This is a genomic window from Desulfobacula sp., assembly GCF_014237455.1.
Classification (GTDB): Bacteria; Desulfobacterota; Desulfobacteria; order Desulfobacterales; family Desulfobacteraceae; genus Desulfobacula.
Genome location: NZ_JABZFL010000016.1, coordinates 15,508 through 37,668, shown reverse-complemented (window position 1 = coordinate 37,668; position 22,161 = coordinate 15,508). Strand labels below are relative to the sequence as shown.

Sequence of the window (22,161 nt, the reverse complement as noted above, 5' to 3'; positions counted from 1 at the left end):
AACTTTTTATAAAAAAAATGATTAATTTTATTGTCTCGGATATTTTTGGAAAAACTCCTGCATTAGATAAATTATGCCGTTCTTTATTGACTGGCACAAGGATAATTGATCCATATTATGGTAAATTTATGGATTTCCAAAATGAACAGGAAGCGTATAATTATTTTATGAAGCAAGTTGGAGTAAATGAATATTGTCAGGTAGTGAAATCTATTTTGAACAAAGAAATTTCTTCTTTAAATTTAATCGGTTTTAGTGTTGGGGGGACTGCCCTATGGAAAATTTCTGAATCTGTTAACACCAAACAAATAAATCATATATTTTGCGTCTATAGTTCTCAAATAAGGCACTTCACGACTATCAATCCGAGTGTCAAAGTTGATTTCATACTGCCAGCTTATGAACCAGAATTTTCCATTGAGGAACTATCTGAGAAATTGACAACAAAAAAGAATGTAACACTCCATAACACTTCATATTTACATGGGTTTATGAATAAATATTCAAAAAATTTTAACTACAACGGCTACAATAAATATGTTGATTGGCTTCGAAAAAGAATTAGCTAAGGTAGATAGATCTATGTACTCAGAAAAAAGGGCAATCCATGGCACTAAGTGAATTTGAAATAAAAAGAATCGAAAAACTGGTTGGTAAATATATTGAGCAAAGAAGACCCAAACTCAGTTTAAGAGATGACTTTGATATTTCTTTCAGAATTTCAGGTCAAAGTTTTGAAATTTTTGAAATTCGTTCAAGATGGGATGATCCAAGCAAAAAAATTGAGGGTTCTGTCGCTAAAGCAACTTATATTAAAAAATCAAAAAATTGGAAACTCTATTGGAAAAGAGCTGATATGAAATGGCACTGGTATGAACCTTTTGGGGAATCTGAATCTTTAGAAGAAGTTTTAGAAGCTATTGACCAGGATCAATACGGTTGCTTTTGGGGTTAGAATGTATGGAATAAGCAATATATATTATAAAGAACATTCTGAAAAAATGTGGGTGATTAAAATTGGCAGGAAATATAGTTGAATTTTAATATGGAAATAACCGGTCTTTCCAATGCATCGTTTTGTTAGAAATAAATATGGTATTCACGGAATTGTTTATATTGAAGTGAAATAAAAGTATTGTTCAGTATTTCGAATTTTGTCCTGTATTGCGAGTGGTATGGTTTTGTTGTGTTTCCCAAAAGATGATAAAATTGATTGTCTTAAATTCTCACCCTCTAATAAGGGGGGAGCATAGGCTATTGTTTGATATTGTTCTTCTTTGTCTTTTAGTGGAACAAGATAGCTATATAAATAATCCCGCTTGGGTGATGAATAGTGCTTAAAAAATTTCAAGAAATCATTTTTATTTAACTTCTCCTCTAATTCTTTTGACACGACACATGCAGACAGTTCCAACATATTGGACAATTTATATGTATCTACTATTGGGAAACCCGCAAAACAATTTTTATTGATATAATAATCTCCAAAATCGACAGCCCCTCTTAAGGGCAATCCATGCATAAACATAGTTACCATTAGTATTTTACATGCCATAAAAAAAATGGCGATTTGATTTCTGGCCTTTCCAATTTCTTCGATTGGCATATTTAATAAAATTGTATCAGAAAAAACTAACCAATCTATTTCTTTGATTTTTTTATCAAAATTAAATTTTAATGAGCCATCTTTTTTTTTATTAAATATTTCTTCAATGATTTTTTGTTTTGTTGATTCATCTATTTTAATTTTATGTTTTTTGTGGAAAACCTCTTCTACGAGAGTTTCAGGGTTGATTTCTGGCATTACCTTATCTAAACATGTCATGAAAAATTTTATAATGGAATTGTCTAAACCTTGCATAATCGGTATTACTGTTTCCGCCACAATTTCTGGTTTATTATTCTCAAGTAAATTTTGATATCCTAGCACGTCAAAAAAACCAATTAATCCTTTTTGTGAAGACATTTTAAGATCCCGTCAATTTTTTATTGTTTTAATAATCTATTTTTTAGTATCTCAGCATTTAGATGGTTTAAGGGCCATATACATCGTTCTGCCTCAGTATTTCTGTCAATTACATTTCCATGAAATATTGTATGTCGGACTATTGCGATTGCTGACACGCCATTTTCAATTATTTCGTTGATATTATTGTTTACTAAAGAATCTTTTAGTTTTGTAGACCAGTTTGTAAGGTTACGTTTATCTACCAAATCTAAAGATGCAAGAAATTCAAAAATAGTTCTATGTTTTCTTACAATATCCTCCTTAACCGGCATTGTTGGGATATTGTTATATATTAGACTACGAATACCATTATGATGTCCTTTAGTATTTGATAAATAACCGTACAAACAGTTTAACGTGATCCAGGCATAGATAAATTTATCGATTGAGTCATTGGATTTGAGTGAACGCATAAACCAATTTATTGCATGATGGAACTCATGATTTTTTTGTAATATTAGAGGTAAATACTTCTCCCAAATCAGTCGTACTTCGTTTGGATTTGTTAAAAGATATGTGCAATGTCCAGTTGCATTTAAATTAATTGAAAGTGAAATGGGGTAAAATTTTTTTAATTCTACTGGGCAATATATTTGACTTGACAGAGAAAATGATGCTTCCAGGCATATTTTTACCTTCTCTTCTGGAATGGCCTGGCAATCAGGATTTTTTATTACAAGCTCTCCCTCAATAAAATCTTCATCTTTTTTTGTTGATGGGAAGTGTGGTGATGAAAAGCATATTTCCTCAGAATCAATCGAGTTTGAGGAATTCAAATGATGGATTACAAATCTATATCGTGTGTGCTCTATATCCATTTAAAATATAACCAGCTATCGTGCAGATCTGGATATTATGTGATTTGAAATGTTATCTGACCTGCAATGATAAAAAAATGATCTGTAAATCAGTACCAGTGTTTCAAATTTATGTAAAGAAATATTCAATTATATAGAAAAAAGCAAAAACGAATAAATCCATTCCCCGTTAAATTTTATTGGAGACTTGACGTAACATATCTTGATATTTCTTGTTAAATCAATCACTTGTGTATCATTGAGCAAACAAGATATTTTGATATTATTTACCACATTTCATAATTGTTTGAAACAACATTATTGTATTCTTTCACCATTTTGCTATTGTGTTTTTACCAGCTCGGAGGACAGGGCTCTGCTGGGAAGCAACCCGAGCACCGAAGCTGGTGACGAAGACATGGGGCAGTACTTCTTGTACTGCCCTTGCTTCATCATGTTTTTGTCGGTAAAGCGTTAAATCCCGGGGTTTGGGGCAGAGCCCCATTATAATCGGGTTAAATTCCTTTTATCTTTGCAGCACACAATCCATTGCCTTGTAATAATCCCTTTGAACCCTTAAATTCGACACCTTGCAATATCTTTGAGTAGTGGTAATTTTGCTATGTCCCAGCAGGTCCTGTATTGTTACAAGATCTGCGCCTGCATTTAACAATTGCGTTGCCATCGTATGCCGTAAATGGTGGCAGGATACTTTTATCCCGCTTTTTTTGGAGTAGTACTCAATACGCTTTTGAATGCCCCGGACTGAAATCGCTTTTCCTTTGTAAGTTCCTTTTTCAACAAGGAAAAGATTTTGAGTCTTTGAAGATTTTCTTTTTTTCATATAGGCCACAAGTGCATCATACGTGTCCTGGCTGAAATAAACGATACGTCCTTTTGCTCCTTTCCCTTTGAATATTAGGATTTGACCTCTTTTCAAATCAATCGCATTCAAAGTAAGATTAACAACTTCTTCCACTCTTAATCCACAGCGCAGCATCAACATAAAAATCGCCCGATCACGAATAGATTTAATGAATTTGAAGATTTCTTGTGCCTGCTCATCTCTCAGGTGCTTTGGTAAGGGTCTGCCTAAACGCAGGCAATAACCTTTTTTTACAGGATTGCTATTAACAGCTTTTTCTTCATTTTGAAGATAATTATAAAAACCGCGTATGCCATCCAAATTATTATTGATTGTCTTTGCACGAAGTCTTTTATCTAAAAGGCAATCGATATACGCCAATATATGCTGATTGGTCACATCTTCAATAGGAAGATCAAGCCAAATGACAAAGTTTTTCAGAGAGTTCATGTAGTTTTTAACTGTTCCTTTGGCACAGTTTCTTCTCTTTAAAAAACGACGAAAATTAATTAAGGAATCTATAATGTCCATCAATTTCTCCCTTTTCAATTATTTCCATTGCTTTAAAATATTCATGTTTCCTGGTGATATCTGTCAACCTGGCATAACGCCTTGTCATTTCAATATCCTTGTGTCCTAAGAGAACTTGCAGACATTCGAGCCGCATTCCAGCATTTAGCAATTCACTGGCAAATGTGTGCCTCAGACAATGCAACGTATACCCTTTGTGAGACAATCCTGCTTTTTGCATATGTTTAACAAACAGAACCCTGGCCATGGGATACGATAGCTTTTCACGGTTTCCACTGCCATAAAAGATGTATTCCTTACCAGGCAACCTTTCTTTTAACCAGTTCTTTAAAGCAGAACAAGCATCATCACCCATGTATACTATCCGACCCTCATAAGTTTTTTGAGCCTGGGGAATCTCAATTTTTTTTTCTGAAAAATCAATATCTATAATTTTTGTTCCCAGTAGCTCTCCTATCCTCATACCCGTTCTTAAAAGGACCAGGATTAATGCTCGTTCCCGGGCAGTATTTATAACAGATAGAAAAAGCTTGAGATCATCCGGATCAATTGCTTTGGGGAGTATATCCGGCATTTTCAATCTGAATTTATTTTTCATGATATCGGAGCTGATCACATTTCTTTCTGCCAAAAATCCAAAAATCGCATATAAGCTTCTTAAGTAACTATTAATGGAAGATGACATCAAATTATCATCTTGCAAATATTCGATGAATGCACCTAAATGTTCTCTATCAACAAATTCAAGCCTGCTCATACCCAATGATTTAAAAAACAAAAAGAATCTCTTCAAAGCATGAAAATATTGCACCAAAGAGCCCATACTCAGATTACGTCTAACTAAAGACTGAAAAAATTTTGATATATATTCAAGCATCGACGACGGCATGCCTGTGGTATCAAATACTTTTAGATAATGTTCAACTGGAAACGGGGATTTAATTCCCTGCCATCCTGAGGGATTTTTTCCCAGCCAATTTCAGGATAAATAACCCGCCATCAATCTAATTCCCTCCATTTCATTCCCTTAAATATCTTTTTTAATTCTATAATTCCCTCTATTTAATTCACCTCGTATTGATATTTGCCTTCAGGAGGGAGTATGGAATCTGTTCCCTGTCCAGCTTGCAGCACTTTTTTCGTTCCAAGAAATAAATCCCAAGGTTTTTGTTCAAAACCGGCTTGCCAGCGGATTCGAAAAGCCCTGTGGCAAAAACAAAAGCTTGCATCTGATCCGGATTACAAGGAAGGCCAACGTCTATCACAAAAAAAATGGCTTCAAAACAACCCTGATTACTGGGAAAAATATCGCCGCAGGAACCCGAAAAAAGCTAACAGAAATCGTGTTCTCCAGAAAATCAGAAACATGAAACAACAGCATCCGCCCAAACCATCAAAAACCTTTGGTATTGCAAAGATGGACTCGAGAAAATCCAGTCTACAAAGCCTTTCCGGGCAATATTGGCTTATACCAACCGTTGCAAAGATGGACGCGGTAAAAATTTTTATCGCTACAGTACCAATCAATCCCTCATAATTGCAAAGATGGACTCGGGGACAAAGGAAGAATGTTTGTGTTACACAGGTCAAAATCCAAATAAATAAGGAGGGCAACATGATAAGAAAAAAAGTGCTTGCTCATGACCGGATTCGCACTACAGGCAAAGGCTTTAGCTTCATCCCCCATCGTTTCTTGACTGATGGTTTTTTACAATCCTTGAGCTGGCAGGAACTTGCTCTTTATCTGTTTTTGGTATTGGCTTCGGACCAAAATGGGCTTTCCTTTTACGGTGACAGAACCATTTGCGCCACCCTGGGACTCAAGGAAGGCGATTATATTTTTGCCCGGAGCAGTCTGATCCATAAAGATCTTATCATGTATGACGGCACCTTGTTCCAGGTCCTTTCATTGCCAAAAAGCACTCATACAGCGTAGGGAGGAAATCCGATGATAGACAGACGAACTGTTTTTGAAATACACCGGCTAAAAGAGATGCTGTTTTCCAAACGACAGATTGCCCAGACTTTAAATCTGGACAGGGGCACGGTTAGCAAATATCTCAAGCATCCGGATACAACTTATAAACCAAGGCAAGGAAGATCTTCAAAACTTGACCCATACCGGGAACTTATCAAAGAGATGATGACGCAATATCCAAAGGTCAAGGCTCCCGTTGTATTGCGGCGGATACACGATAAAGGGTTTGATGGAGAAATAACCATTGTCCGGGATTATCTCAAGCACCTTAGACATAATGTTTATAAAGAAGCCTTTATCCGTTTTGAGTCCGGGCCAGGCCAACAGATACAAATTGACTGGGGCCATTTTGGCAGCCTTGCATATGGGAATAGCTCAAGGAAGCTATATGCCCTGGCCGTAATTGAATCCCACAGCAGAATGCTTTATGTGGTTTTTACCCACAGTCAAAAACAGGAGGCACTCCATCAATCCCTTGTTGAAGCCTTCAATTATTTTGGAGGCACACCCAAAGAAATTGTCGTGGACAATATGCTGACAGCAGTGACTGAACGTGTGGGGTCCATGGTCCGTTTTAACGAATCCTTTTTAAATTTTTTACGACAGTTTAGCATTACCCCTGTGGCTTGCAATATCAGGGCCCCCCATGAAAAAGGAAAGGTCGAAAGCAGTATTAAATATCTACGATACAATTTTTGGCCCCTCAGGACGTTTATAGATTTGGATGATGTCAACCATCAGGTCCTGGCATGGCTTGATACCTCGGCCAATCAAAGGCAGCACCAGACCACTGGAGAGAGGCCCGCCCATCGATTTGTAAAGGATGCCCTAAGGCCGTTGATAGATCCACTGCCTGACTTCCGGGAGACTGAGACACTGAAGGTATACAAAGATTTTGGCATCCGTTTTGACACAAATGTATATACGGTGCCGCCAAGACTGGTTGGCAAATCAATAACCCTTAAAGCGGATGCCAGGACCCTATCTGTCTATTACAAAGAAAAGCTGGTGGCAAGCCATTTGAGAAACTGGGAAAAACGAAAACGCATTGATCTACCGTCCCACAGTGAACAGGTTCGCAAGCTCAGAAAAAAAGTGTTCATGGGTAAACAGATGATGGTGTTCATGTCATTGGGCCAGGAAGCCGTGGATTACCTTGAGAAGCTTGCATATGCATCACAGCCATTAAAAAAGACAGTGGACCGTCTGTTAATCTTAAATGATGACTATGGCACGTCATCGCTGATATATGCCCTGAAAAAGGCTCTAACACATAAACTCTATGGATTTGCTTATATCCAAAATATCCTCTATCAGGAAAGAACTCCGACAATCCGCCACCAGCCAGTGGCCTTAAAAGACGAAAATCTCAACAAAATCCGTCTACTAAAGCCCAATCTTGCTGACTATGATGCCATTGCACTGCAAAGGAGGAAAAAATAATGGAAGCCGTAATTGATAAATTCAAATCACTTCGCCTGAAAAACTGTGCGCTGAATCTGGCCGATATTTTAGATCAAAGTGTCAGGAATAATCTATCGGTCCTTCAGACCATTGATCGACTGCTTGAAATCGAGATTGCCTGTAGGAAACAAGCCAGGATCATTTTAAGGTTCAAACAGTCAAAGCTGGGAGAAAAAACAACCATAGACCAATTTGACTTCACCCACCATGAATCCCGGCAAAAACAAAAAAACCTGATTTTGAACCTGATGGATCTTGGGTTTATCCAGAATAAAAAAGATATTATCCTGATCGGCAATCCAGGCACAGGTAAAACTTTTATAGCCAGATGCATTGCCTATGCCGCCACCCAGGCAGGGATTAAAACCCTTTTTACAACAGCTATGGATATGATCAATCAGCTTGTTGTCGCAAAAACAGACCACACTTTGTTGAAAAAGCTGCAATACTATCAATCACAGGACATTCTTGTATGTGACGAGATCGGTTACCTTCCGTTGGGCAGGCAGGGATCAAACCTGTTTTTCCAAGTCATCAGCGCCCGGCATGAAAAAAAGTCCACTATCATAACGACAAATCTACCGTTTGCCAAATGGGGAGACATCTTTGACGGAACCACTGTTGCCACAGCGATTGCCGACCGCCTCGTTTACAACTCTGATATCCTTATTATGGAAGGAGATAGCTATCGAAAAAAATTATAAAAAAATAACTGAAAACAGATAAGGGCCATCTATCCGGGCCTAAATAGGGACTTTTAACTTTGGTTTATTGCCAGTGCCGCACAGGTACGTTCATGAACTTGGGTGGTTGGTTTTTAAACGGTGATTTTGGCTGGATTTTAAACCGCTGTTTCCAGTTCAACTTTACGTTTTTTAAAAGCTGTCTGATCTTGATAGTGAGTATTTTCTCGAAAAGGAACAAATTTATACTCTGTTTGGTGTAACATTAAGTCAGGGTTCATATCGACCTCCATTTCTATTTTTTGTAGAAATATCAAGCAGATAATCACCCTTTGCCGATCAAAGGTCAATTATGATTTTGTTACGTCAAGTTGGAGACTAACCTGATTTTGTGTCAAACTTGAAAATATTATCCCAAAATAAATTTACTATATAGAGTTTGTTTTGAAAAATGATTTGAAATAATTTTGTCAGAAAATATAGTTGAACGTCCCGCGTCCGAGTTCATTCGGTTGGTAGATACTTTTTTAAAATAAATCGATCATTGTTTCAAATATCTATCAAACCATTCGAAAATTCTTCTGTTTCTTTCAGAGCGATGTGTATTCAACCCATGATCACCTTTTGGAAATACAATTACAGGTGGCTTTGCAGGCTCAGTTTAGGTATCCACCAGGAAATCGCAGCCCACCGCGCTGATCCAGATAGCACCGGGTTTCGACCAACTTTGTGTCAGTCCAATATCCAGGGAGATGCCCACACCAAAATGAACGAGCTTTTTGCCCCATTTTTTCGAATTCCTACCGATATCCGGCCAGGTGACTGTGGTCCAGTCTGTTACAGCATAACCTATCATAGAATTATTTTTATAGGGGTATTGTTTCCCGGTGGGAGTTTGCTGTTTGACACTCCAATCAAATTGTTCGTCCCATATCATGGTCTCGGCGTCCCACACCTTAATACCATAGATCTCTCCCATGGCCCAATCCGCGTCCACTGCATCTTTGGCCCAGGGATTAACGAACCTAACATGGACCTTTACCAGTTCGATGGATAATGGTTGCAAATTCCCGTAAGTGGTTTTGCGCTTATCCTCCTCCTCTTTCACCTGCTTGCACAAAGAGGCGGTGGGTACCTCGAAATGCACCCAATTACGAACAGTCTGCCATTGATAGAATTCGGCATAGTAGGCGGTTTGAAAGGGCGCAGGGGATTGAATAAGTGCGCAACCCGCTTTTCGTTCCAGTGAAAATTCGTGAGGCCTGTCCAGTTTTGCATTGTGTCCGTGTACCCACACCCGGTAGAATTCTTTACCCATAAGTAAATCTCCTTTTTAAAAAAAATTGACTCGCCATTGATTATAGGTTCCTATTAATAGGAACCTGTTTAATGCAGTGCTAACTTCGTTCAGACGCTGAGAAAAATAATTATATGGTTCTGTGTATCTTGTAAATTTGAATGGTATCCGACCAGATAAATAAAAAAATCTGATTCGAGAATTCTATAACAATATTTCAGAAATCAGTAAAGATATTTAAAAAATAAGTTTTAGTAAAAATATAATTGATTCAGAAAGAATCTGCCAGAATAATCTTTATTGGAGACCAAGTTGATTACAGCCTTGGCCAACAAATAAAGCCTTTTTAGTGTTAACTGGCGGGTGGTTATTGTCCCCTGCAAAACAATTCTATCCAATCTCAGGAGCAAAAAAACCCCCAGAGGTGAATGGCCCCCAGGGGTAAAGGGGAACAAAATGAAAGAATCAAAAAAGATTCTTCATTTCATTCAACCGCATCATAGAAATAATAATTTTTATTGTAAAGAAAAAACCTGGTCATGTTTTGGCTGGGTTTTTAAATATTATGGATACATAGAAAGTGAAAACCACATTAAAAACAACATTAAAATAGCCGTATAAAGCAAAAAGGCTTTCAACATAAAAGCCAAAAACCCTTGCTATTAAATGGCTGGGTGATAAGGATTCGAACCTTAATTGACGGAGTCAGAGTCCGTAGTCCTGCCGTTGGACGATCACCCAGCAAAATAATGATGGATTTATATATAGCAAGCCTGTTGTTTAGTCAAGAATTATCTTGGATGCCGGGTTTGTTAAAGGCAGGTGGATTGTGGTATATAGGACATTCGGTGTTCCGTATTTTTTCATAAAAACTATGATATATGGGAGGGGAAAATGACGGTTACAGTATTGATTAAAAGAAAGTTTATGCCTGGAAACGAAAGCTTGCTGGAAGAGCTGTACCGGGAGATGAGAGGGGCAGCTTTGCATCAGAAAGGCTATATCGGGGCTGAAACCTTAAAACGGGTAGATATAAAAGGCGAACTTCTTGTCATCAGTAAATGGCAGCATATTGATGACTGGTCAAAATGGCTTGTCAGTAAAGAAAGAAGAGTATACCAGGAACAGATTGATACCCTTACCAGTGCTGAAACCAAATTTGAGGTTTATATCCATCAATAAGGATGAAATGAATTACAATAAAAAACTTAAGGATTTTGAAAAAAAATTAACAAAATTGTCCGCAGTTGCAGTGGCTTTTTCTGGCGGTGTTGACAGTACCTTTCTTCTGGCAGCGGCAAAAAAAATAAATCCGAAAAAGTTACTTGCCATTACTGTTTCTTCACAGTTTGTGCCGGAAAGGGAAATTGAGTTTGCAAAGAGAATCGCCCGTTCAATTGGGGTTCAACATATCTGTCTTGATGTGGATATCCTTGAAAATGAAGAGGTGGTTCGCAATACTTTGGAGCGGTGTTATTATTGTAAAAAACAAATGTTTTCACTGATAAAAGAGACGGCTGAAAATCTGGGTGTTAAATCTTTGGTTCATGCTGTTAACCTGGATGATTTAAAAGACTTTCGGCCGGGATTAAAGGCGGCTAAAGAGCTTGGCTTTTATTCTCCTCTGGTAGATGCAAAGTATACAAAAGCTGATATCAGGAAGCTTTCAAGGAAATTAGGGCTCGAAACATGGGATAAGCCTTCCCAATCCTGTCTGGCGACAAGGATTCCATATCATGAAAAGATAACGGCTAAAAATATTATTATGGTTGATAAAGCAGAATTTTTTCTACAGGAGTTGGGATTTGCCCAGGTGCGGGTGAGATGCCATGGGAAAATAGCGAGGGTTGAAGTTGAACCTGGGCTGGTAGACAGGATATTGAATAGTGATATCAGACAAAAGATATCAAAGGAATTTCGAAAAATAGGATTTGAGCATACCAGTATTGATATTGATGGTTATAAAACAGGGAAGATGAATTATGAAATTTCAGACAATAAAAATCCGCAGCCATAAAATTTAATTACAGACTGCGGATTTTGGTTTATTAATGGTGTGGATTATTTTTTCTGGATTTCAAGATCATTGAAAAAATATCCAATTTCAAAAGCGGCTGTTTCAGGCGCATCAGAACCATGAACAACATTTTTTTCTATATTTGTTGCATACTCTTTTCTGATAGTGCCTTCTTCAGCCTCTTCAAAATTGGTAGCCCCCATGAGCTCCCTGTTTTTTGCAATTACATTTTCGCCTTCAAGAACCATGACAACAATAGGGCCGGAAGTCATAAAATCTGTCAGGCTGTTAAAAAACGGACGTTCTTTATGAACGGCATAAAATCCTTGCGCCTGTGTTTTTGTAAGCCGGATCATTTTTATAGCGGCAATTTGAATACCATTGGTTTCAAATCGTTTGATCACTTCACCGATCAGGTTTTTTGCAACCCCATCGGGTTTGATTATTGATAAAGTTCTTTCCACAATCTTTAGTCCTTTCAATTATTATTAAAAACGGGCTTGAAAATTATCATAAAACCGTATTATAAGTCAATATCTATGCAGCCGGGTTAAAACAATACACAGAACATCAAAGTTTTAAATGATATGAAAATTTTAAGGATTGCAGTCACAGGATCGGCAGGCTCAGGAAAGAGTCTTGTATGTCAGAGATTTAGAGAGATAGGCTGGGTCACTTTGGATTGTGATATAATTGCAAGACAGGTTGTGGAGCCCGGAGAGGAGGCCTTTAAAAAAATAGTTGAATCGTTTGGCCAAAAGGTGGTCCGAAAAGAGGGAACTCTGGACAGAGAAAGGCTGCGAAATATCATTGTGAATGATTCATTACTTCGACAAAAAATGGAGAATATTTTACATCCTCAAATTCTCAAAGAAATGGTTTTTCAGATAGAAAAGGCAGAAGGTAAGGGCAAAAAAGCGGTGGTCGTTGAGGTGCCCTTATTGTTTGAATTGGGTATGGAGAAACAATTTGATGTCACGATTGCCGTCATGGCAAAGGATATGGATCTTGTCAAAAGGATTTCTGATCGGGACAATGTTACAAAGAAAGATGCCCAAAAGATACTGGATCTTCAAATGTCCCAGGAAAATAAAATGACAAGAGCGGACCATGTTATCCTCAACAAGGGGAAAAGGTCTGAACTCTTTGAATCTGTTGACAATCTCTTTAATAAAATCCAAAAAGAATTCTTGACAATGTGATATTTTTGCCTTATTAATCAAACGTTAAATAAGGAATTTCAGAATACCTGACAATTTTTCCATGTCATTTTTGGTTTTCAGACTTCAAAAAGGTGTATTTCAATAACAAACTTTAGCCTGTAAAAAATAATAAACAAATTTGGGAGAATGAATGAACCTTGTCGATTTAAATAAGATGAAGATTAGTGAGTTGACCAAGCTTGCTAAGGAATACAAAATTAAAGGAATCAGTGGCCTTAAAAAGCAGGAGTTAATTTTTGCCTTGCTCCAGGCAAACATTGAAGAGAGCGGCCAGGTTTATGGTGAAGGTACGCTTGAAATCCTTCCTGATGGTTTTGGATTTTTAAGAGCGCCTGGATATAATTATCTTCCCGGCCCTGATGATATCTATGTATCCCCTTCACAGATCAGAAGGTTTAATTTGAGAACCGGTGATACAATTTCCGGTCAGGTTCGGCAACCCAAAGATTCTGAAAGATATTTTGCATTGCTTAAGGTTGAGGCTGTTAATTTTCGAAATCCTGAACTTGCTGCTGAAACTATTTTTTTTGATAATTTATTACCTCTCTATCCTGAGCAGAAAATGAATCTTGAGGCTGAATCAGATAATTATTCCATGCGGGTGATAGATTTGATGTCACCCATAGGTTTTGGCCAGCGCGGGTTGATTGTGTCTCCGCCAAAAGCCGGTAAAACCATGTTGCTTCAGAATATTGCCAATAGCATGGTTAAAGCCCATCCAGACATTGTTACAATGATTGTTCTGATTGATGAGCGCCCCGAAGAAGTGACCGATATGGCACGAAATGTTGATGCCGAAGTGGTAAGCTCAACCTTTGATGAACCGTCGGAACGCCATGTTCAGGTGGCTGAGATGGTCATTGAAAAGGCTAAAAGAATTGTTGAGCAGGGCCAGGATGTCGTGATTTTGCTTGACAGTATTACAAGGCTTGCAAGGGCATATAATTCTGTAATGCCGCCATCCGGCAAAATTCTGTCTGGCGGTGTGGATTCAAACGCCCTTGACAGGCCCAAAAGATTTTTCGGTGCGGCAAGAAATATCGAAGATGGCGGCAGTCTGACCATTATCGCAACCGCTTTGGTTGATACGGGCAGCCGTATGGATGAAGTTATATTTGAAGAGTTTAAGGGTACGGGAAACATGGAGCTTGTCCTGGATAGAAAGCTTTCTGACAAAAGGGTTTTCCCTGCCATTGATATGAATAAATCAGGTACGAGAAAAGAAGAATTGCTGCTTGATCCAACGGTTTTGAACCGTGTGTGGATCTTAAGAAAATTGCTGTCAAGTTTAAATTCTGTGGACAGCATGCAATTTTTACTTGAAAAAATGCAAGGAACAAAGGATAATAAAGAGTTTCTTGATTTGATGAATTCATAAAGGTAAGAATTAAATAATTGCCAGGGATATGGCATGGTAAGGAGTTTTAAGGAAAATGAAAAAAAAGATACATCCAAAATACACAAGATCTACGGCTTCTTGTGCTTGCGGCGCAACGTTTGAAGTTGGCTCAACAAAAGAGAATATCAAAGTGGAAATCTGTTCCCAGTGTCACCCTTTCTTCACTGGAAAACAAAAGCTGGTTGATACTGCCGGAAGAATCGATCGTTTCAAGAAGAAATATGCAGGGTTTGACGCGACAAAACTTATTTAACACTTTTTAGTAAGTTGTAATCAAAAAGGGGTCTTAACAAAAGAACCCCTTTTGAGTTTCTGAATTATGATAGAAAAATTAAAAGGCATTGAAGAAAGATTTATTAAGCTTGAGCAGCTTTTGAGTGATCCGGTCGTCATCAGCGATCAAAAAAAGTATCAGAGCTATCTGATAGAACATGGGGAGCTCAATAAAATTGTTCCAATGTTCAGGAAATATGAAGAACTTTTGGAGGAGCACAAAGAGGCAAAGGAACTTTTAAAGGACATTGACCTCGAAATACGGGCCATGGCCAAAGAAGAGATTCCGGGTCTTGACTCAAAAATTGAAGCAGTAAAATCACAACTCAATATCCTTTTGATGCCAAAAGATCCCAGAGATGATAAAAATGTTCTCCTTGAGATCCGGGCTGGAACCGGTGGAGAAGAGGCAGGTATTTTTACCGGCGACTTGTTTAGAATGTATTCAAGGTATACTGAATCCAAAAACTGGACCCTGGAGATTGTTGAGAAGAATGATTCCAGCTCGGGCGGGTTTAAGGAGATTGTATTCCTGGTGAGAGGGAAGGGTGCATTCAGCAGTTTTAAATATGAAAGCGGCACGCATCGTGTCCAGCGAGTCCCAGAAACGGAGACCCAGGGAAGGGTTCACACATCTGCTGTTACCGTAGCTGTTCTTCCCGAGGCTGAAGATATTGATATTGATATTAATCCTGCAGATCTTAAAATTGATGTGTTCAGATCTTCGGGGCCTGGGGGCCAGTCGGTAAACACAACAGATTCTGCGGTCAGGATTACCCATGTCCCAACCGGTGTTACGGCCACATGTCAGGATGAGAAATCCCAGCATAAAAACAAAGCCAAAGCCATGAATGTTCTTAAGTCCCGTATCCTTGACGCCAAAGTCAGGGAAGAGGAAGGGAAAAGAGCAGCTGAGAGAAAAGGGCAGGTGGGAACAGGTGACCGAAGCGGCAGGATCAGGACGTACAATTTTCCGCAAGGGCGGATGACAGATCACCGAATCGGTCTTACACTTTACAAACTGGACAGTATTATGGAAGGTAATATCCAGGAAATCATTGATGAGCTTAAAACATATAACCAGGCCCAGGCATTAAAGGAAATTGCCTAAAAAAATTGAATGATTGGACAATCATTAAGATTCTTGCCTGGACTGAATCCTATTTTAAAGACCATTCCATTGACAGTCCCAGGTTGACTGCCCAAATGCTGCTTGCCCATAGCCTTGGCATAAAGCGGCTTGATCTTTATCTTCAGCATGACCGTCCCCTTCAAAAAAATGAGCTGTCCGATTTTAAAGCTTTAATCAGAAGAAGAATTCAAAACGAGCCCGCAGCATATATCATCGGGGAAAAAGGGTTCTTTGAATCTGATTTTAAGGTGGCAAGCGAGGTTTTGATTCCCCGGCCCGATACGGAAACCATTGTTGAAGAAGCATTAAACGTATTAAATGCCTGTCAAGGCAACTTAAAACCCAAAACCGTTCTTGAGCTGGGGACAGGTTCCGGGGCGATTATTGTTTCTTTGGCAAAAGCGGCTCCGGATCATCTCTATTTTGCCAGCGATATTTCTGTAATGGCACTTTCGATTGCAAAAAAAAATGCGGAAAAGATAGCCCCAAAAATAATTAATGAAAAGATTCATTTTTTTGCCGGTGACTGGTTTTCATCATTAAAAGAAATTCCACAATTTGATCTGATTGTTTCAAACCCACCTTATATTCCGACCAGGGATATTCAAAATCTGCAGCCTGAAATAAGGCAGTTTGAACCCAGTATTGCTCTTGATGGCGGCAGGGACGGGCTTGCCTGTTTGAGATCCATTTTAGATGGCGCTCATCGCTATCTTGTCCCGGGTGGAATAATTTTGCTTGAAATGGGCTTTGATCAGAAAGAGAGTGTTCAAAATATTTCAAAACAATATCTTCAGTATCAATCCATTGAATTCATAAGGGATTTGGCCAGGCATATCAGGGTGGTTTTAATTAAAAAATCAATTGATTAACTTTTTTTTTTTTGATATATAAATTAGGATTTTTGTTGGATAGTAAAAAACTCACATTCAGGGACTTGAAAATCAGGTGCTTTGGGAAAAGTCGAATTTCAGGAATGATCTGAATGGTGGATAAAACCATTAATTAATTTGGAGAACAAATGGCTTACATTACAATTAGAGAACTTTTGGAAGCTGGTGTGCATTTCGGGCATCAGACCAAACGCTGGAACCCAAAGATGAAAAAGTATATCTTTGGAGCGAGAAACGGAATTTACATCATTGATCTGCAGCAGACCGTAAAACTATTCAAAGAGGCCCATGATTTTATTAAAAGTGTGGCTGCCAAAGGTCAGGATGTCCTTTTTGTCGGTACAAAAAAACAGGCATCCGAGGCGATCTATGAAGAAGCAAACCGTGCTGAAGGATTTTATGTTCAAAATCGATGGCTTGGCGGCATGCTGACCAACTTTCAGACTATTAAGAATAATATCACCCGGTTTCATTTTTTAAATTCAATTGAAAATGATGGAACCCTTGAAAATTATCCGAAAAAAGAGCAGGCAAAAATGCTCAAAGAAAAAACCAAGCTGGAGTTTGCCATTGGCGGTATCAGCCATATGAAAAGATTACCAGGGGCAATTTTTGTTATTGATCCTAAGAATGAAACCATTGCAGTGAAAGAGGGTAAAAGGCTTGGGATTCCAATTATTGCTGTTGTTGATACAAACTGTGATCCTGATGATATTGATTACGTGATTCCTGGAAATGATGATGCCATCAGAGCTATCCGCCTTTTTGCTTCCCGTATTGCCGATGCCTGCATCGAGGGAAGGGCATCTTATGATGAAAAACAAAAGGCTGAATCCGATAAAAAAGGCGCAGGAGAAAGCAAAGATTCTTCCGATGAAAAAGTGTTGATTGAGGTTGTTTCCGATGGTACTGATGGCCCTGTCGTTGAAAAGATTAAAAGAAGAACAACACCCGTTGAAGAGACAAAAGAGAGCGGCAAAGTCAAAGATGAAGGAGTAGAATAAAATGGTGCAAATTTCCGCAGCAATGGTAAAAGAGCTTCGTGAGGCAACAGGCTCAGGTATAATGGATTGTAAAAGAGTCCTTGCCGAAGCAGAAGGTGATATGGAAAAAGCAATAGTGCTTTTGAGAAAAAAAGGGCTTGCAAAGGCTGCTAAAAGAGCCGGACGTTCAACCACTGAGGGTATTATTTATTCTTATATTCATACGGGTGCCAAACTGGGTGTTCTTCTTGAGGTGGACTGTGAGTCTGATTTTGTTGCCAAGACAGAAAATTTCAAAGCCTTTGTAAAAAATATTGCCATGCATATTGCAGCAACAAATCCTGCTGGCCTGAATCCTGAGGATGTTGATCCGGCAGTGGTTGAAAAGGAAAAAGAGATTTTTCGGGCACAAATGCTTGAACAAGGCAAACCCGAAAACATTATTGATAAAATTGTCGAGGGTAAAGTGGAAAAATTTTACAAAGATATCTGCCTGATGAGTCAGCAGTATGTAAAAGATCCTCAGAAAACCATTACGGATTTATTAAAAGAGACCATTGGTAAAATTGGTGAAAATATTCAGATAAAAAGATTTGTACGTTTCCAGATAGGAGAATAGAATCTTGAACAAAGAGCCGGAGTTTGAACGGGTTTTAATTAAGCTGAGCGGAGAAGCCCTGATGGGAAATCAGGGCTTTGGTATTACCCCTGAAATGATTCATTATGTTGCAGAGGAAATTGCAAAAGTTTACCGTCTTAACGTGCAAATTTGTGTTGTTGTAGGCGGTGGAAATATATTCAGAGGTGTTGCAGGAAGTTCTGCCGGTATGGACAGAACCTCTGCAGATAATATGGGAATGCTGGCCACGGTTATAAACAGTCTGGCTCTTTGTGATGCCCTTGAAAAGTGTGATGTTCCAACAAGGGTTCAGTCTGCCATTCAAATGGACAGGATTGCAGAGCCGTTTATCCGCAGAAAAGCTATTCGACATCTTGAAAAGGATCGGGTGGTTATTTTTGCAGCAGGTACGGGGAATCCGTATTTTACAACGGATACGGCAGCTGTGTTACGGGCCCATGAAACCCGTTCCCAGATTCTTTTTAAAGCCACCCAGGTTGATGGTGTCTATGATAAAGACCCGGTGGTTCATGATGATGCTGTCATGTTTGATGAATTGTCTTATATGAGGGTCATTGAAAAACAACTTCACGTAATGGACATGACCGCAATTTCCCTTGCAATGGAACATGATTTGCCAGTGCAGGTGTTTGATCTTCATAAGGAAGATAATATTTCTAAGGCTGTAAGGGGCCAGGCTATTGGTACTCGGATTTATAACAAATAAGTAACCATTAACTGAGGATGGATTGTTATGATAAATGAAGTGCTTCAAGAAACCAAAGAAAGAATGGGTAAATCTGAAAATGCTTTTGAAAAGGAATTATCAAAAGTTCGTACCGGCAGGGCATCCCAGGCAATACTTGATGGTATTAAAGTTGATTACTACGGGACTCAGACACCTTTGCCGCAAATGGCAACCGTATCCATCCCTGAAAGTAGACTTATTGCTGTAAAACCATGGGATGTCAGTGTGATAAATGAAGTCGAAAAGGCGATCTTGAAAGCCAACCTTGGCCTGACACCTTCTAACGATGGTAAATTAATCAGAATTTCAATACCGCCTTTGACAGAAGAGAGACGAAAAGAGATTGTAAAAAGTGCGGCCAAGGTCTGCGAAGATTATAAAGTGGCTATTCGAAATATCCGGAGAGATTCCAACGAAATGTTAAAAGAACTTCAAAAGGAGGGGGATATTTCAGAGGATGACAGTTTTAAGGCTCAAAAGCAGGTCCAGGAAGCCACTGATGAATATATTAAGCGATTAGACGAAATCTTTTCAAAAAAAGAAAAGGAAATTCTTGAAGTCTAACTCAACACAAAATGTGATCCTTAATCCTGAAACACTTCCACCCCATGTGGCCATTATCATGGATGGCAACGGCAGATGGGCTAAAAAAAAAATGATGAACCGTATCAAAGGGCATAAACAGGGTTCACAAATCGTTCGCTCCATCGTGACCGCCTGTAGGGAACTGGGGATTGATACGCTTACATTATACGCATTCTCCACGGAAAATTGGGCAAGACCGGAACTCGAAGTAAAAGCTTTAATGATGCTTTTAAAAAAGTTCATTGTGTCGGAAAGAGAAGAACTTTCAAAGCACAATATTCGTCTCAATATCATCGGCCAGAAATACAAGCTTCCTCTGGATGTTCAAAAAGAAGTGGAGGCCACAATGGAGTTGACAAAAGACAACAACAAAATGCTGTTGAATCTCGCATTGAGTTATGGTTCACGAGAAGAGATCACAACTGCTGTTAAACAGATTGCTGAAAAGATAGAATCAAAAGACTTGGATTCCAATGATGTTACCCAGGATCTTATTTCAGACCATCTTTATACAAAAGCAATGCCTGATCCCGACTTGATTATCCGCACAGGCGGGGAGTATAGATTGAGTAATTTTTTGTTGTGGCAGGCCGCATATTCTGAAATTTATATTTGTGATACCTTGTGGCCGGATTTTACCAAAAATGAATTTATTAAAATTTTAAAAAATTATCAGGAAAGGGACCGACGTTTCGGTAAGGTGGCATGCAGCACATCAAACGATGGATAACCGCACTTATACTCGTCCCCATACTTTTATGGATTCTCATCAAGGGCAGTACATTATTGTTTGCTGTACTGGTTTCGGTTGTTGCCATATTTGCCATTCGGGAATATTTGAGAATCATTTTCCGGAATGATGAAGGATCTATCTCCAATACCCTTAATATCATCTCCTATACCGTTTCAATGACATTGATTATCAGTGCCTGCCTGGGATCCTGGGAGGTTTTATTTTTAATTCTTGCCATGAACCTTTTGGCTTTATCCATTTTTGTATTGTCACGGTTTGCCGATAATCATGCCATATTCGACATTGCCGCAAAGCAAGTCCTGGGGATTGTTTATATCCCGGTCTCCTTATCCCTGCTGGTTTTTATTAAGGAATTTAATGGTGGCACATTTTGGATTATCTGGCTGTTGTTTGTTGTTTTCGCGAATGATACCGGTGCATTTTATACGGGTACATTCTTTGGGAAAAGGGCGCTTTCTCCTAACATCAGTCCCAATAAAACTATTGAAGGATCGTTGGGCGGCATGGCCGCTGCCATGGTGATAGGATTCATTTTTTGTCAGATTTTTTTTGATGATCTGTCATTGGCATTTCTTACCGTACCGGCGTCTTTCCTGATTGCCATTTCCGGGCAGATAGGGGATTTGTTTGAGTCTGCCATGAAACGGGCATCAAACATTAAAGATTCAGGCCGGATTCTTCCGGGACACGGTGGGATGCTCGATCGAATAGACGGGTTGCTTTTAGCCATTCCTGTTTTGTATGTCTATCTGGTGTTTATTTTATGAAACGCTTGTCAATTTTAGGGTCAACAGGCTCCATCGGCACCAGTGCTTTGAATATTGTCAGGATGCATCCTGACCGGTTCCAGGTAAAGGCATTGACAGCCGCCAATAATATAGATTTTTTTTCTAAACAGATTGATGAATTTAAGCCTGAACTGGTCGCGGTGTTTGATGAAAAAAAAGCCCTGGAACTTTCCAGAGCCTTAAAGGGAAGTAACAGGCCTGAAATTCTGTTTGGCGAGACAGGTTTTAACGAAGCAGCCTCTTATGGGGATTGTGATATGGTTCTTTTGGCCATGGTAGGCGCGGCAGGCCTAAAACCGGCCCTTTGCGCCATTGAGGCAAAAAAACAGATCGCCCTTGCCAATAAGGAGACCCTGGTCATGGCCGGTGAAATAATAATGGCCAAAGCATTGGAAAATAATGTTTCGATCCTGCCTGTGGACAGCGAGCACAGTGCCATTTTTCAATGCCTTAAAGGAAACCGGAAGAAAGATTTGAAAACAATATTTTTGACTGCCTCAGGCGGGCCTTTTAGAGAAAGGCCATTTGATGAATTTAAAAATATTACCCTGAAAGATGCACTTCATCATCCCACCTGGAATATGGGACATAAAATCACTATAGATTCAGCCACTTTGATGAACAAAGGCCTTGAGATCATTGAAGCTGTCCATTTGTTTGATGTCACCCATGAAGAAATTAAGGTGCTTGTTCATCCCCAGAGTATTGTCCATTCCATGGTAGGATATAAAGACGGCAGTATCATGGCACAAATGGGACAGCCTGATATGAAAGGGGCTATTTCCTATGCCCTATCAGAGCCTGATCGGATTGATCTGCAGATGGATTTTCCTGATTTTACAAGCCTTCATTCTCTGACATTTGAAAATCCGGATACCCAAAAGTTTCCTTCCCTCTTATTTGCAGTTGAGGCCTGTAAGCAAAAAGGGACACTTCCGGCGGTCATGAATGCCGCCAATGAGGTGGCAGTTAAGGCATTCCTTGAAAAGCGCATCAATTTTTTAAATATTTTTAATCTTATTTCCAGAACAATGGAACTTCATACACGGATTGACAATCCCGATCTTTCAGGTATTATTGAAGCGGATTGTTGGGCACGTGACAAAGCGCAATCTCTGATATAA

General features: G+C 39.0%; 28 protein-coding genes and 1 tRNA gene. 21 read left to right on the top strand and 8 right to left on the bottom strand.

The window, feature by feature from the left end:
- Nucleotides 1-17 precede the first annotated feature (17 nt).
- Together HGJ91_RS03170 and HGJ91_RS03165 are read left to right on the top strand one after the other, a co-directional pair.
- Nucleotides 18-569 (top strand): hypothetical protein, encoded by a 552-nt coding sequence (locus HGJ91_RS03170; RefSeq protein ID WP_291346246.1) that lies wholly within the window; start codon nucleotides 18-20, stop codon nucleotides 567-569.
- A gap of 38 nt (nucleotides 570-607) precedes the next feature.
- On the top strand, nucleotides 608-955 hold the full coding sequence (locus tag HGJ91_RS03165) for a DUF3024 domain-containing protein (protein WP_291346245.1): 348 nt from the start codon (nucleotides 608-610) through the stop codon (nucleotides 953-955).
- 156 nt (nucleotides 956-1,111) lie between these two features.
- Here the strand turns inward: HGJ91_RS03165 and HGJ91_RS03160 are convergent, their stop codons facing one another.
- The 4 genes from HGJ91_RS03160 to HGJ91_RS03145 all read right to left on the bottom strand — a co-directional run bounded on the left by HGJ91_RS03160 (nucleotide 1,112) and on the right by HGJ91_RS03145 (nucleotide 5,078).
- Entirely contained in the window at nucleotides 1,112-1,966 is an 855-nt protein-coding gene (locus HGJ91_RS03160) for a hypothetical protein (RefSeq protein ID WP_291346244.1), read from the bottom strand.
- A gap of 20 nt (nucleotides 1,967-1,986) precedes the next feature.
- On the bottom strand, nucleotides 1,987-2,826 hold the full coding sequence (locus HGJ91_RS03155) for a HEPN domain-containing protein (RefSeq protein WP_291346243.1): 840 nt from the start codon (nucleotides 2,824-2,826) through the stop codon (nucleotides 1,987-1,989).
- A 505-nt stretch (nucleotides 2,827-3,331) separates the two neighbouring features.
- Nucleotides 3,332-4,201, bottom strand: a complete 870-nt coding sequence (locus HGJ91_RS03150; protein ID WP_291346242.1) for a tyrosine-type recombinase/integrase — start codon at nucleotides 4,199-4,201, stop codon at nucleotides 3,332-3,334.
- Entirely contained in the window at nucleotides 4,176-5,078 is a 903-nt protein-coding gene (locus tag HGJ91_RS03145) for a tyrosine-type recombinase/integrase (RefSeq protein WP_291346241.1), read from the bottom strand. The genes HGJ91_RS03150 and HGJ91_RS03145 overlap by 26 nt, the downstream gene beginning before the upstream one ends.
- A gap of 225 nt (nucleotides 5,079-5,303) precedes the next feature.
- Between HGJ91_RS03145 and HGJ91_RS03140 the strand changes: the two genes are divergently transcribed.
- The 4 genes from HGJ91_RS03140 (at nucleotide 5,304) to istB (ending at nucleotide 8,347) form a co-directional block, all read left to right on the top strand.
- Complete coding sequence (locus HGJ91_RS03140; protein ID WP_291346240.1) at nucleotides 5,304-5,738, top strand: hypothetical protein; 435 nt, start codon at nucleotides 5,304-5,306, stop codon at nucleotides 5,736-5,738.
- Nucleotides 5,739-5,816: 78 nt separating this feature from the next.
- Complete coding sequence (locus HGJ91_RS03135; protein ID WP_291346239.1) at nucleotides 5,817-6,137, top strand: hypothetical protein; 321 nt, start codon at nucleotides 5,817-5,819, stop codon at nucleotides 6,135-6,137.
- 12 nt (nucleotides 6,138-6,149) lie between these two features.
- A complete protein-coding gene (gene istA / locus HGJ91_RS03130) occupies nucleotides 6,150-7,622 on the top strand; it encodes an IS21 family transposase (protein ID WP_291346238.1) in 1,473 nt (490 codons plus the stop codon).
- Nucleotides 7,622-8,347, top strand: a complete 726-nt coding sequence (gene istB / locus HGJ91_RS03125; RefSeq protein ID WP_291346237.1) for an IS21-like element helper ATPase IstB — start codon at nucleotides 7,622-7,624, stop codon at nucleotides 8,345-8,347. Before istA ends, istB begins: the two co-directional genes overlap by 1 nt.
- A 137-nt stretch (nucleotides 8,348-8,484) precedes the next feature.
- On the opposite strand, the gene HGJ91_RS03120 is transcribed toward istB, so the two are convergent.
- Both HGJ91_RS03120 and HGJ91_RS03115 read right to left on the bottom strand, forming a co-directional pair.
- Nucleotides 8,485-8,607 (bottom strand): hypothetical protein, encoded by a 123-nt coding sequence (locus HGJ91_RS03120; protein ID WP_291346236.1) that lies wholly within the window; start codon nucleotides 8,605-8,607, stop codon nucleotides 8,485-8,487.
- Between the two features lie 380 nt (nucleotides 8,608-8,987).
- Nucleotides 8,988-9,623: a hypothetical protein gene (locus tag HGJ91_RS03115; protein WP_291346235.1), complete on the bottom strand. Its 636-nt coding sequence runs from the start codon at nucleotides 9,621-9,623 to the stop codon at nucleotides 8,988-8,990.
- A 456-nt stretch (nucleotides 9,624-10,079) separates the two neighbouring features.
- Between HGJ91_RS03115 and HGJ91_RS03110 the strand changes: the two genes are divergently transcribed.
- Nucleotides 10,080-10,244 (top strand): hypothetical protein, encoded by a 165-nt coding sequence (locus HGJ91_RS03110; protein ID WP_291346234.1) that lies wholly within the window; start codon nucleotides 10,080-10,082, stop codon nucleotides 10,242-10,244.
- 46 nt (nucleotides 10,245-10,290) lie between these two features.
- Here the strand turns inward: HGJ91_RS03110 and HGJ91_RS03105 are convergent.
- Nucleotides 10,291-10,364, bottom strand: a tRNA-Gln gene (locus tag HGJ91_RS03105).
- Between the two features lie 153 nt (nucleotides 10,365-10,517).
- On the opposite strand from HGJ91_RS03105, the gene HGJ91_RS03100 reads away from it, so the two are divergent.
- Nucleotides 10,518-10,805 carry an antibiotic biosynthesis monooxygenase gene (locus HGJ91_RS03100; RefSeq protein ID WP_291346233.1) on the top strand — a complete coding sequence of 96 codons (288 nt, stop codon included), beginning with the start codon at nucleotides 10,518-10,520 and terminating at the stop codon, nucleotides 10,803-10,805.
- Nucleotides 10,806-10,812: 7 nt separating this feature from the next.
- The gene (larE, locus tag HGJ91_RS03095) at nucleotides 10,813-11,640 is read left to right on the top strand and encodes an ATP-dependent sacrificial sulfur transferase LarE (protein ID WP_291346232.1); all 828 of its coding nucleotides are present in this window, start codon (nucleotides 10,813-10,815) and stop codon (nucleotides 11,638-11,640) included.
- Between the two features lie 44 nt (nucleotides 11,641-11,684).
- Here larE and ndk read toward each other — a convergent pair whose 3' ends face one another.
- Nucleotides 11,685-12,104: a nucleoside-diphosphate kinase gene (gene ndk / locus HGJ91_RS03090; RefSeq protein WP_291346231.1), complete on the bottom strand. Its 420-nt coding sequence runs from the start codon at nucleotides 12,102-12,104 to the stop codon at nucleotides 11,685-11,687.
- Nucleotides 12,105-12,227: 123 nt separating this feature from the next.
- Here ndk and coaE point away from each other — a divergent pair, with 123 nt between their 5' ends.
- The 12 genes from coaE (at nucleotide 12,228) to HGJ91_RS03030 (ending at nucleotide 22,161) form a co-directional block, all read left to right on the top strand.
- Nucleotides 12,228-12,842: a dephospho-CoA kinase gene (gene coaE / locus HGJ91_RS03085; protein WP_291346230.1), complete on the top strand. Its 615-nt coding sequence runs from the start codon at nucleotides 12,228-12,230 to the stop codon at nucleotides 12,840-12,842.
- Between the two features lie 151 nt (nucleotides 12,843-12,993).
- The gene (rho, locus tag HGJ91_RS03080; protein ID WP_291346229.1) at nucleotides 12,994-14,241 is read left to right on the top strand and encodes a transcription termination factor Rho; all 1,248 of its coding nucleotides are present in this window, start codon (nucleotides 12,994-12,996) and stop codon (nucleotides 14,239-14,241) included.
- A gap of 55 nt (nucleotides 14,242-14,296) precedes the next feature.
- Nucleotides 14,297-14,515: a 50S ribosomal protein L31 gene (gene rpmE / locus HGJ91_RS03075; RefSeq protein ID WP_291346228.1), complete on the top strand. Its 219-nt coding sequence runs from the start codon at nucleotides 14,297-14,299 to the stop codon at nucleotides 14,513-14,515.
- Nucleotides 14,516-14,581: 66 nt separating this feature from the next.
- Nucleotides 14,582-15,646: a peptide chain release factor 1 gene (prfA, locus tag HGJ91_RS03070; RefSeq protein WP_291346227.1), complete on the top strand. Its 1,065-nt coding sequence runs from the start codon at nucleotides 14,582-14,584 to the stop codon at nucleotides 15,644-15,646.
- A gap of 5 nt (nucleotides 15,647-15,651) precedes the next feature.
- Nucleotides 15,652-16,539: a peptide chain release factor N(5)-glutamine methyltransferase gene (prmC, locus tag HGJ91_RS03065; RefSeq protein ID WP_291346226.1), complete on the top strand. Its 888-nt coding sequence runs from the start codon at nucleotides 15,652-15,654 to the stop codon at nucleotides 16,537-16,539.
- 149 nt (nucleotides 16,540-16,688) lie between these two features.
- Nucleotides 16,689-17,564 (top strand): 30S ribosomal protein S2, encoded by an 876-nt coding sequence (gene rpsB, locus HGJ91_RS03060; protein WP_291346225.1) that lies wholly within the window; start codon nucleotides 16,689-16,691, stop codon nucleotides 17,562-17,564.
- Between the two features lies 1 nt (nucleotide 17,565).
- The gene (tsf, locus tag HGJ91_RS03055; protein WP_291346224.1) at nucleotides 17,566-18,162 is read left to right on the top strand and encodes a translation elongation factor Ts; all 597 of its coding nucleotides are present in this window, start codon (nucleotides 17,566-17,568) and stop codon (nucleotides 18,160-18,162) included.
- 4 nt (nucleotides 18,163-18,166) lie between these two features.
- Entirely contained in the window at nucleotides 18,167-18,889 is a 723-nt protein-coding gene (pyrH, locus tag HGJ91_RS03050; RefSeq protein ID WP_291346223.1) for a UMP kinase, read from the top strand.
- A 27-nt stretch (nucleotides 18,890-18,916) separates the two neighbouring features.
- Complete coding sequence (gene frr / locus HGJ91_RS03045) at nucleotides 18,917-19,474, top strand: ribosome recycling factor (protein ID WP_291346222.1); 558 nt, start codon at nucleotides 18,917-18,919, stop codon at nucleotides 19,472-19,474.
- Entirely contained in the window at nucleotides 19,464-20,225 is a 762-nt protein-coding gene (locus HGJ91_RS03040; protein WP_291346221.1) for an isoprenyl transferase, read from the top strand. The genes frr and HGJ91_RS03040 overlap by 11 nt, the downstream gene beginning before the upstream one ends.
- A complete protein-coding gene (locus tag HGJ91_RS03035) occupies nucleotides 20,201-21,016 on the top strand; it encodes a phosphatidate cytidylyltransferase (protein ID WP_291346220.1) in 816 nt (271 codons plus the stop codon). The genes HGJ91_RS03040 and HGJ91_RS03035 overlap by 25 nt, the downstream gene beginning before the upstream one ends.
- Nucleotides 21,013-22,161 (top strand): 1-deoxy-D-xylulose-5-phosphate reductoisomerase, encoded by a 1,149-nt coding sequence (locus tag HGJ91_RS03030; protein ID WP_291346219.1) that lies wholly within the window; start codon nucleotides 21,013-21,015, stop codon nucleotides 22,159-22,161. Before HGJ91_RS03035 ends, HGJ91_RS03030 begins: the two co-directional genes overlap by 4 nt.

Bases quoted from the DNA above. Each gene is read 5' to 3' on its own strand.
- HGJ91_RS03170 (WP_291346246.1), top strand. From the start codon at position 18: ATGATTAATTTTATTGTCTCGGATATTTTTGGAAAAACTCCTGCATTA.
- HGJ91_RS03165 (WP_291346245.1), top strand. From the start codon at position 608: ATGGCACTAAGTGAATTTGAAATAAAAAGAATCGAAAAACTGGTTGGT.
- HGJ91_RS03160 (WP_291346244.1), bottom strand. From the start codon at position 1,966: ATGTCTTCACAAAAAGGATTAATTGGTTTTTTTGACGTGCTAGGATAT.
- HGJ91_RS03155 (WP_291346243.1), bottom strand. From the start codon at position 2,826: ATGGATATAGAGCACACACGATATAGATTTGTAATCCATCATTTGAAT.
- HGJ91_RS03150 (WP_291346242.1), bottom strand. From the start codon at position 4,201: ATGGACATTATAGATTCCTTAATTAATTTTCGTCGTTTTTTAAAGAGA.
- HGJ91_RS03145 (WP_291346241.1), bottom strand. From the start codon at position 5,078: ATGCTTGAATATATATCAAAATTTTTTCAGTCTTTAGTTAGACGTAAT.
- HGJ91_RS03140 (WP_291346240.1), top strand. From the start codon at position 5,304: ATGGAATCTGTTCCCTGTCCAGCTTGCAGCACTTTTTTCGTTCCAAGA.
- HGJ91_RS03135 (WP_291346239.1), top strand. From the start codon at position 5,817: ATGATAAGAAAAAAAGTGCTTGCTCATGACCGGATTCGCACTACAGGC.
- istA (WP_291346238.1), top strand. From the start codon at position 6,150: ATGATAGACAGACGAACTGTTTTTGAAATACACCGGCTAAAAGAGATG.
- istB (WP_291346237.1), top strand. From the start codon at position 7,622: ATGGAAGCCGTAATTGATAAATTCAAATCACTTCGCCTGAAAAACTGT.
- HGJ91_RS03120 (WP_291346236.1), bottom strand. From the start codon at position 8,607: ATGAACCCTGACTTAATGTTACACCAAACAGAGTATAAATTTGTTCCT.
- HGJ91_RS03110 (WP_291346234.1), top strand. From the start codon at position 10,080: ATGAAAGAATCAAAAAAGATTCTTCATTTCATTCAACCGCATCATAGA.
- HGJ91_RS03100 (WP_291346233.1), top strand. From the start codon at position 10,518: ATGACGGTTACAGTATTGATTAAAAGAAAGTTTATGCCTGGAAACGAA.
- larE (WP_291346232.1), top strand. From the start codon at position 10,813: ATGAATTACAATAAAAAACTTAAGGATTTTGAAAAAAAATTAACAAAA.
- coaE (WP_291346230.1), top strand. From the start codon at position 12,228: ATGAAAATTTTAAGGATTGCAGTCACAGGATCGGCAGGCTCAGGAAAG.
- rho (WP_291346229.1), top strand. From the start codon at position 12,994: ATGAACCTTGTCGATTTAAATAAGATGAAGATTAGTGAGTTGACCAAG.
- rpmE (WP_291346228.1), top strand. From the start codon at position 14,297: ATGAAAAAAAAGATACATCCAAAATACACAAGATCTACGGCTTCTTGT.
- prfA (WP_291346227.1), top strand. From the start codon at position 14,582: ATGATAGAAAAATTAAAAGGCATTGAAGAAAGATTTATTAAGCTTGAG.
- rpsB (WP_291346225.1), top strand. From the start codon at position 16,689: ATGGCTTACATTACAATTAGAGAACTTTTGGAAGCTGGTGTGCATTTC.
- tsf (WP_291346224.1), top strand. From the start codon at position 17,566: ATGGTGCAAATTTCCGCAGCAATGGTAAAAGAGCTTCGTGAGGCAACA.
- frr (WP_291346222.1), top strand. From the start codon at position 18,917: ATGATAAATGAAGTGCTTCAAGAAACCAAAGAAAGAATGGGTAAATCT.
- HGJ91_RS03035 (WP_291346220.1), top strand. From the start codon at position 20,201: ATGCAGCACATCAAACGATGGATAACCGCACTTATACTCGTCCCCATA.
- HGJ91_RS03030 (WP_291346219.1), top strand. From the start codon at position 21,013: ATGAAACGCTTGTCAATTTTAGGGTCAACAGGCTCCATCGGCACCAGT.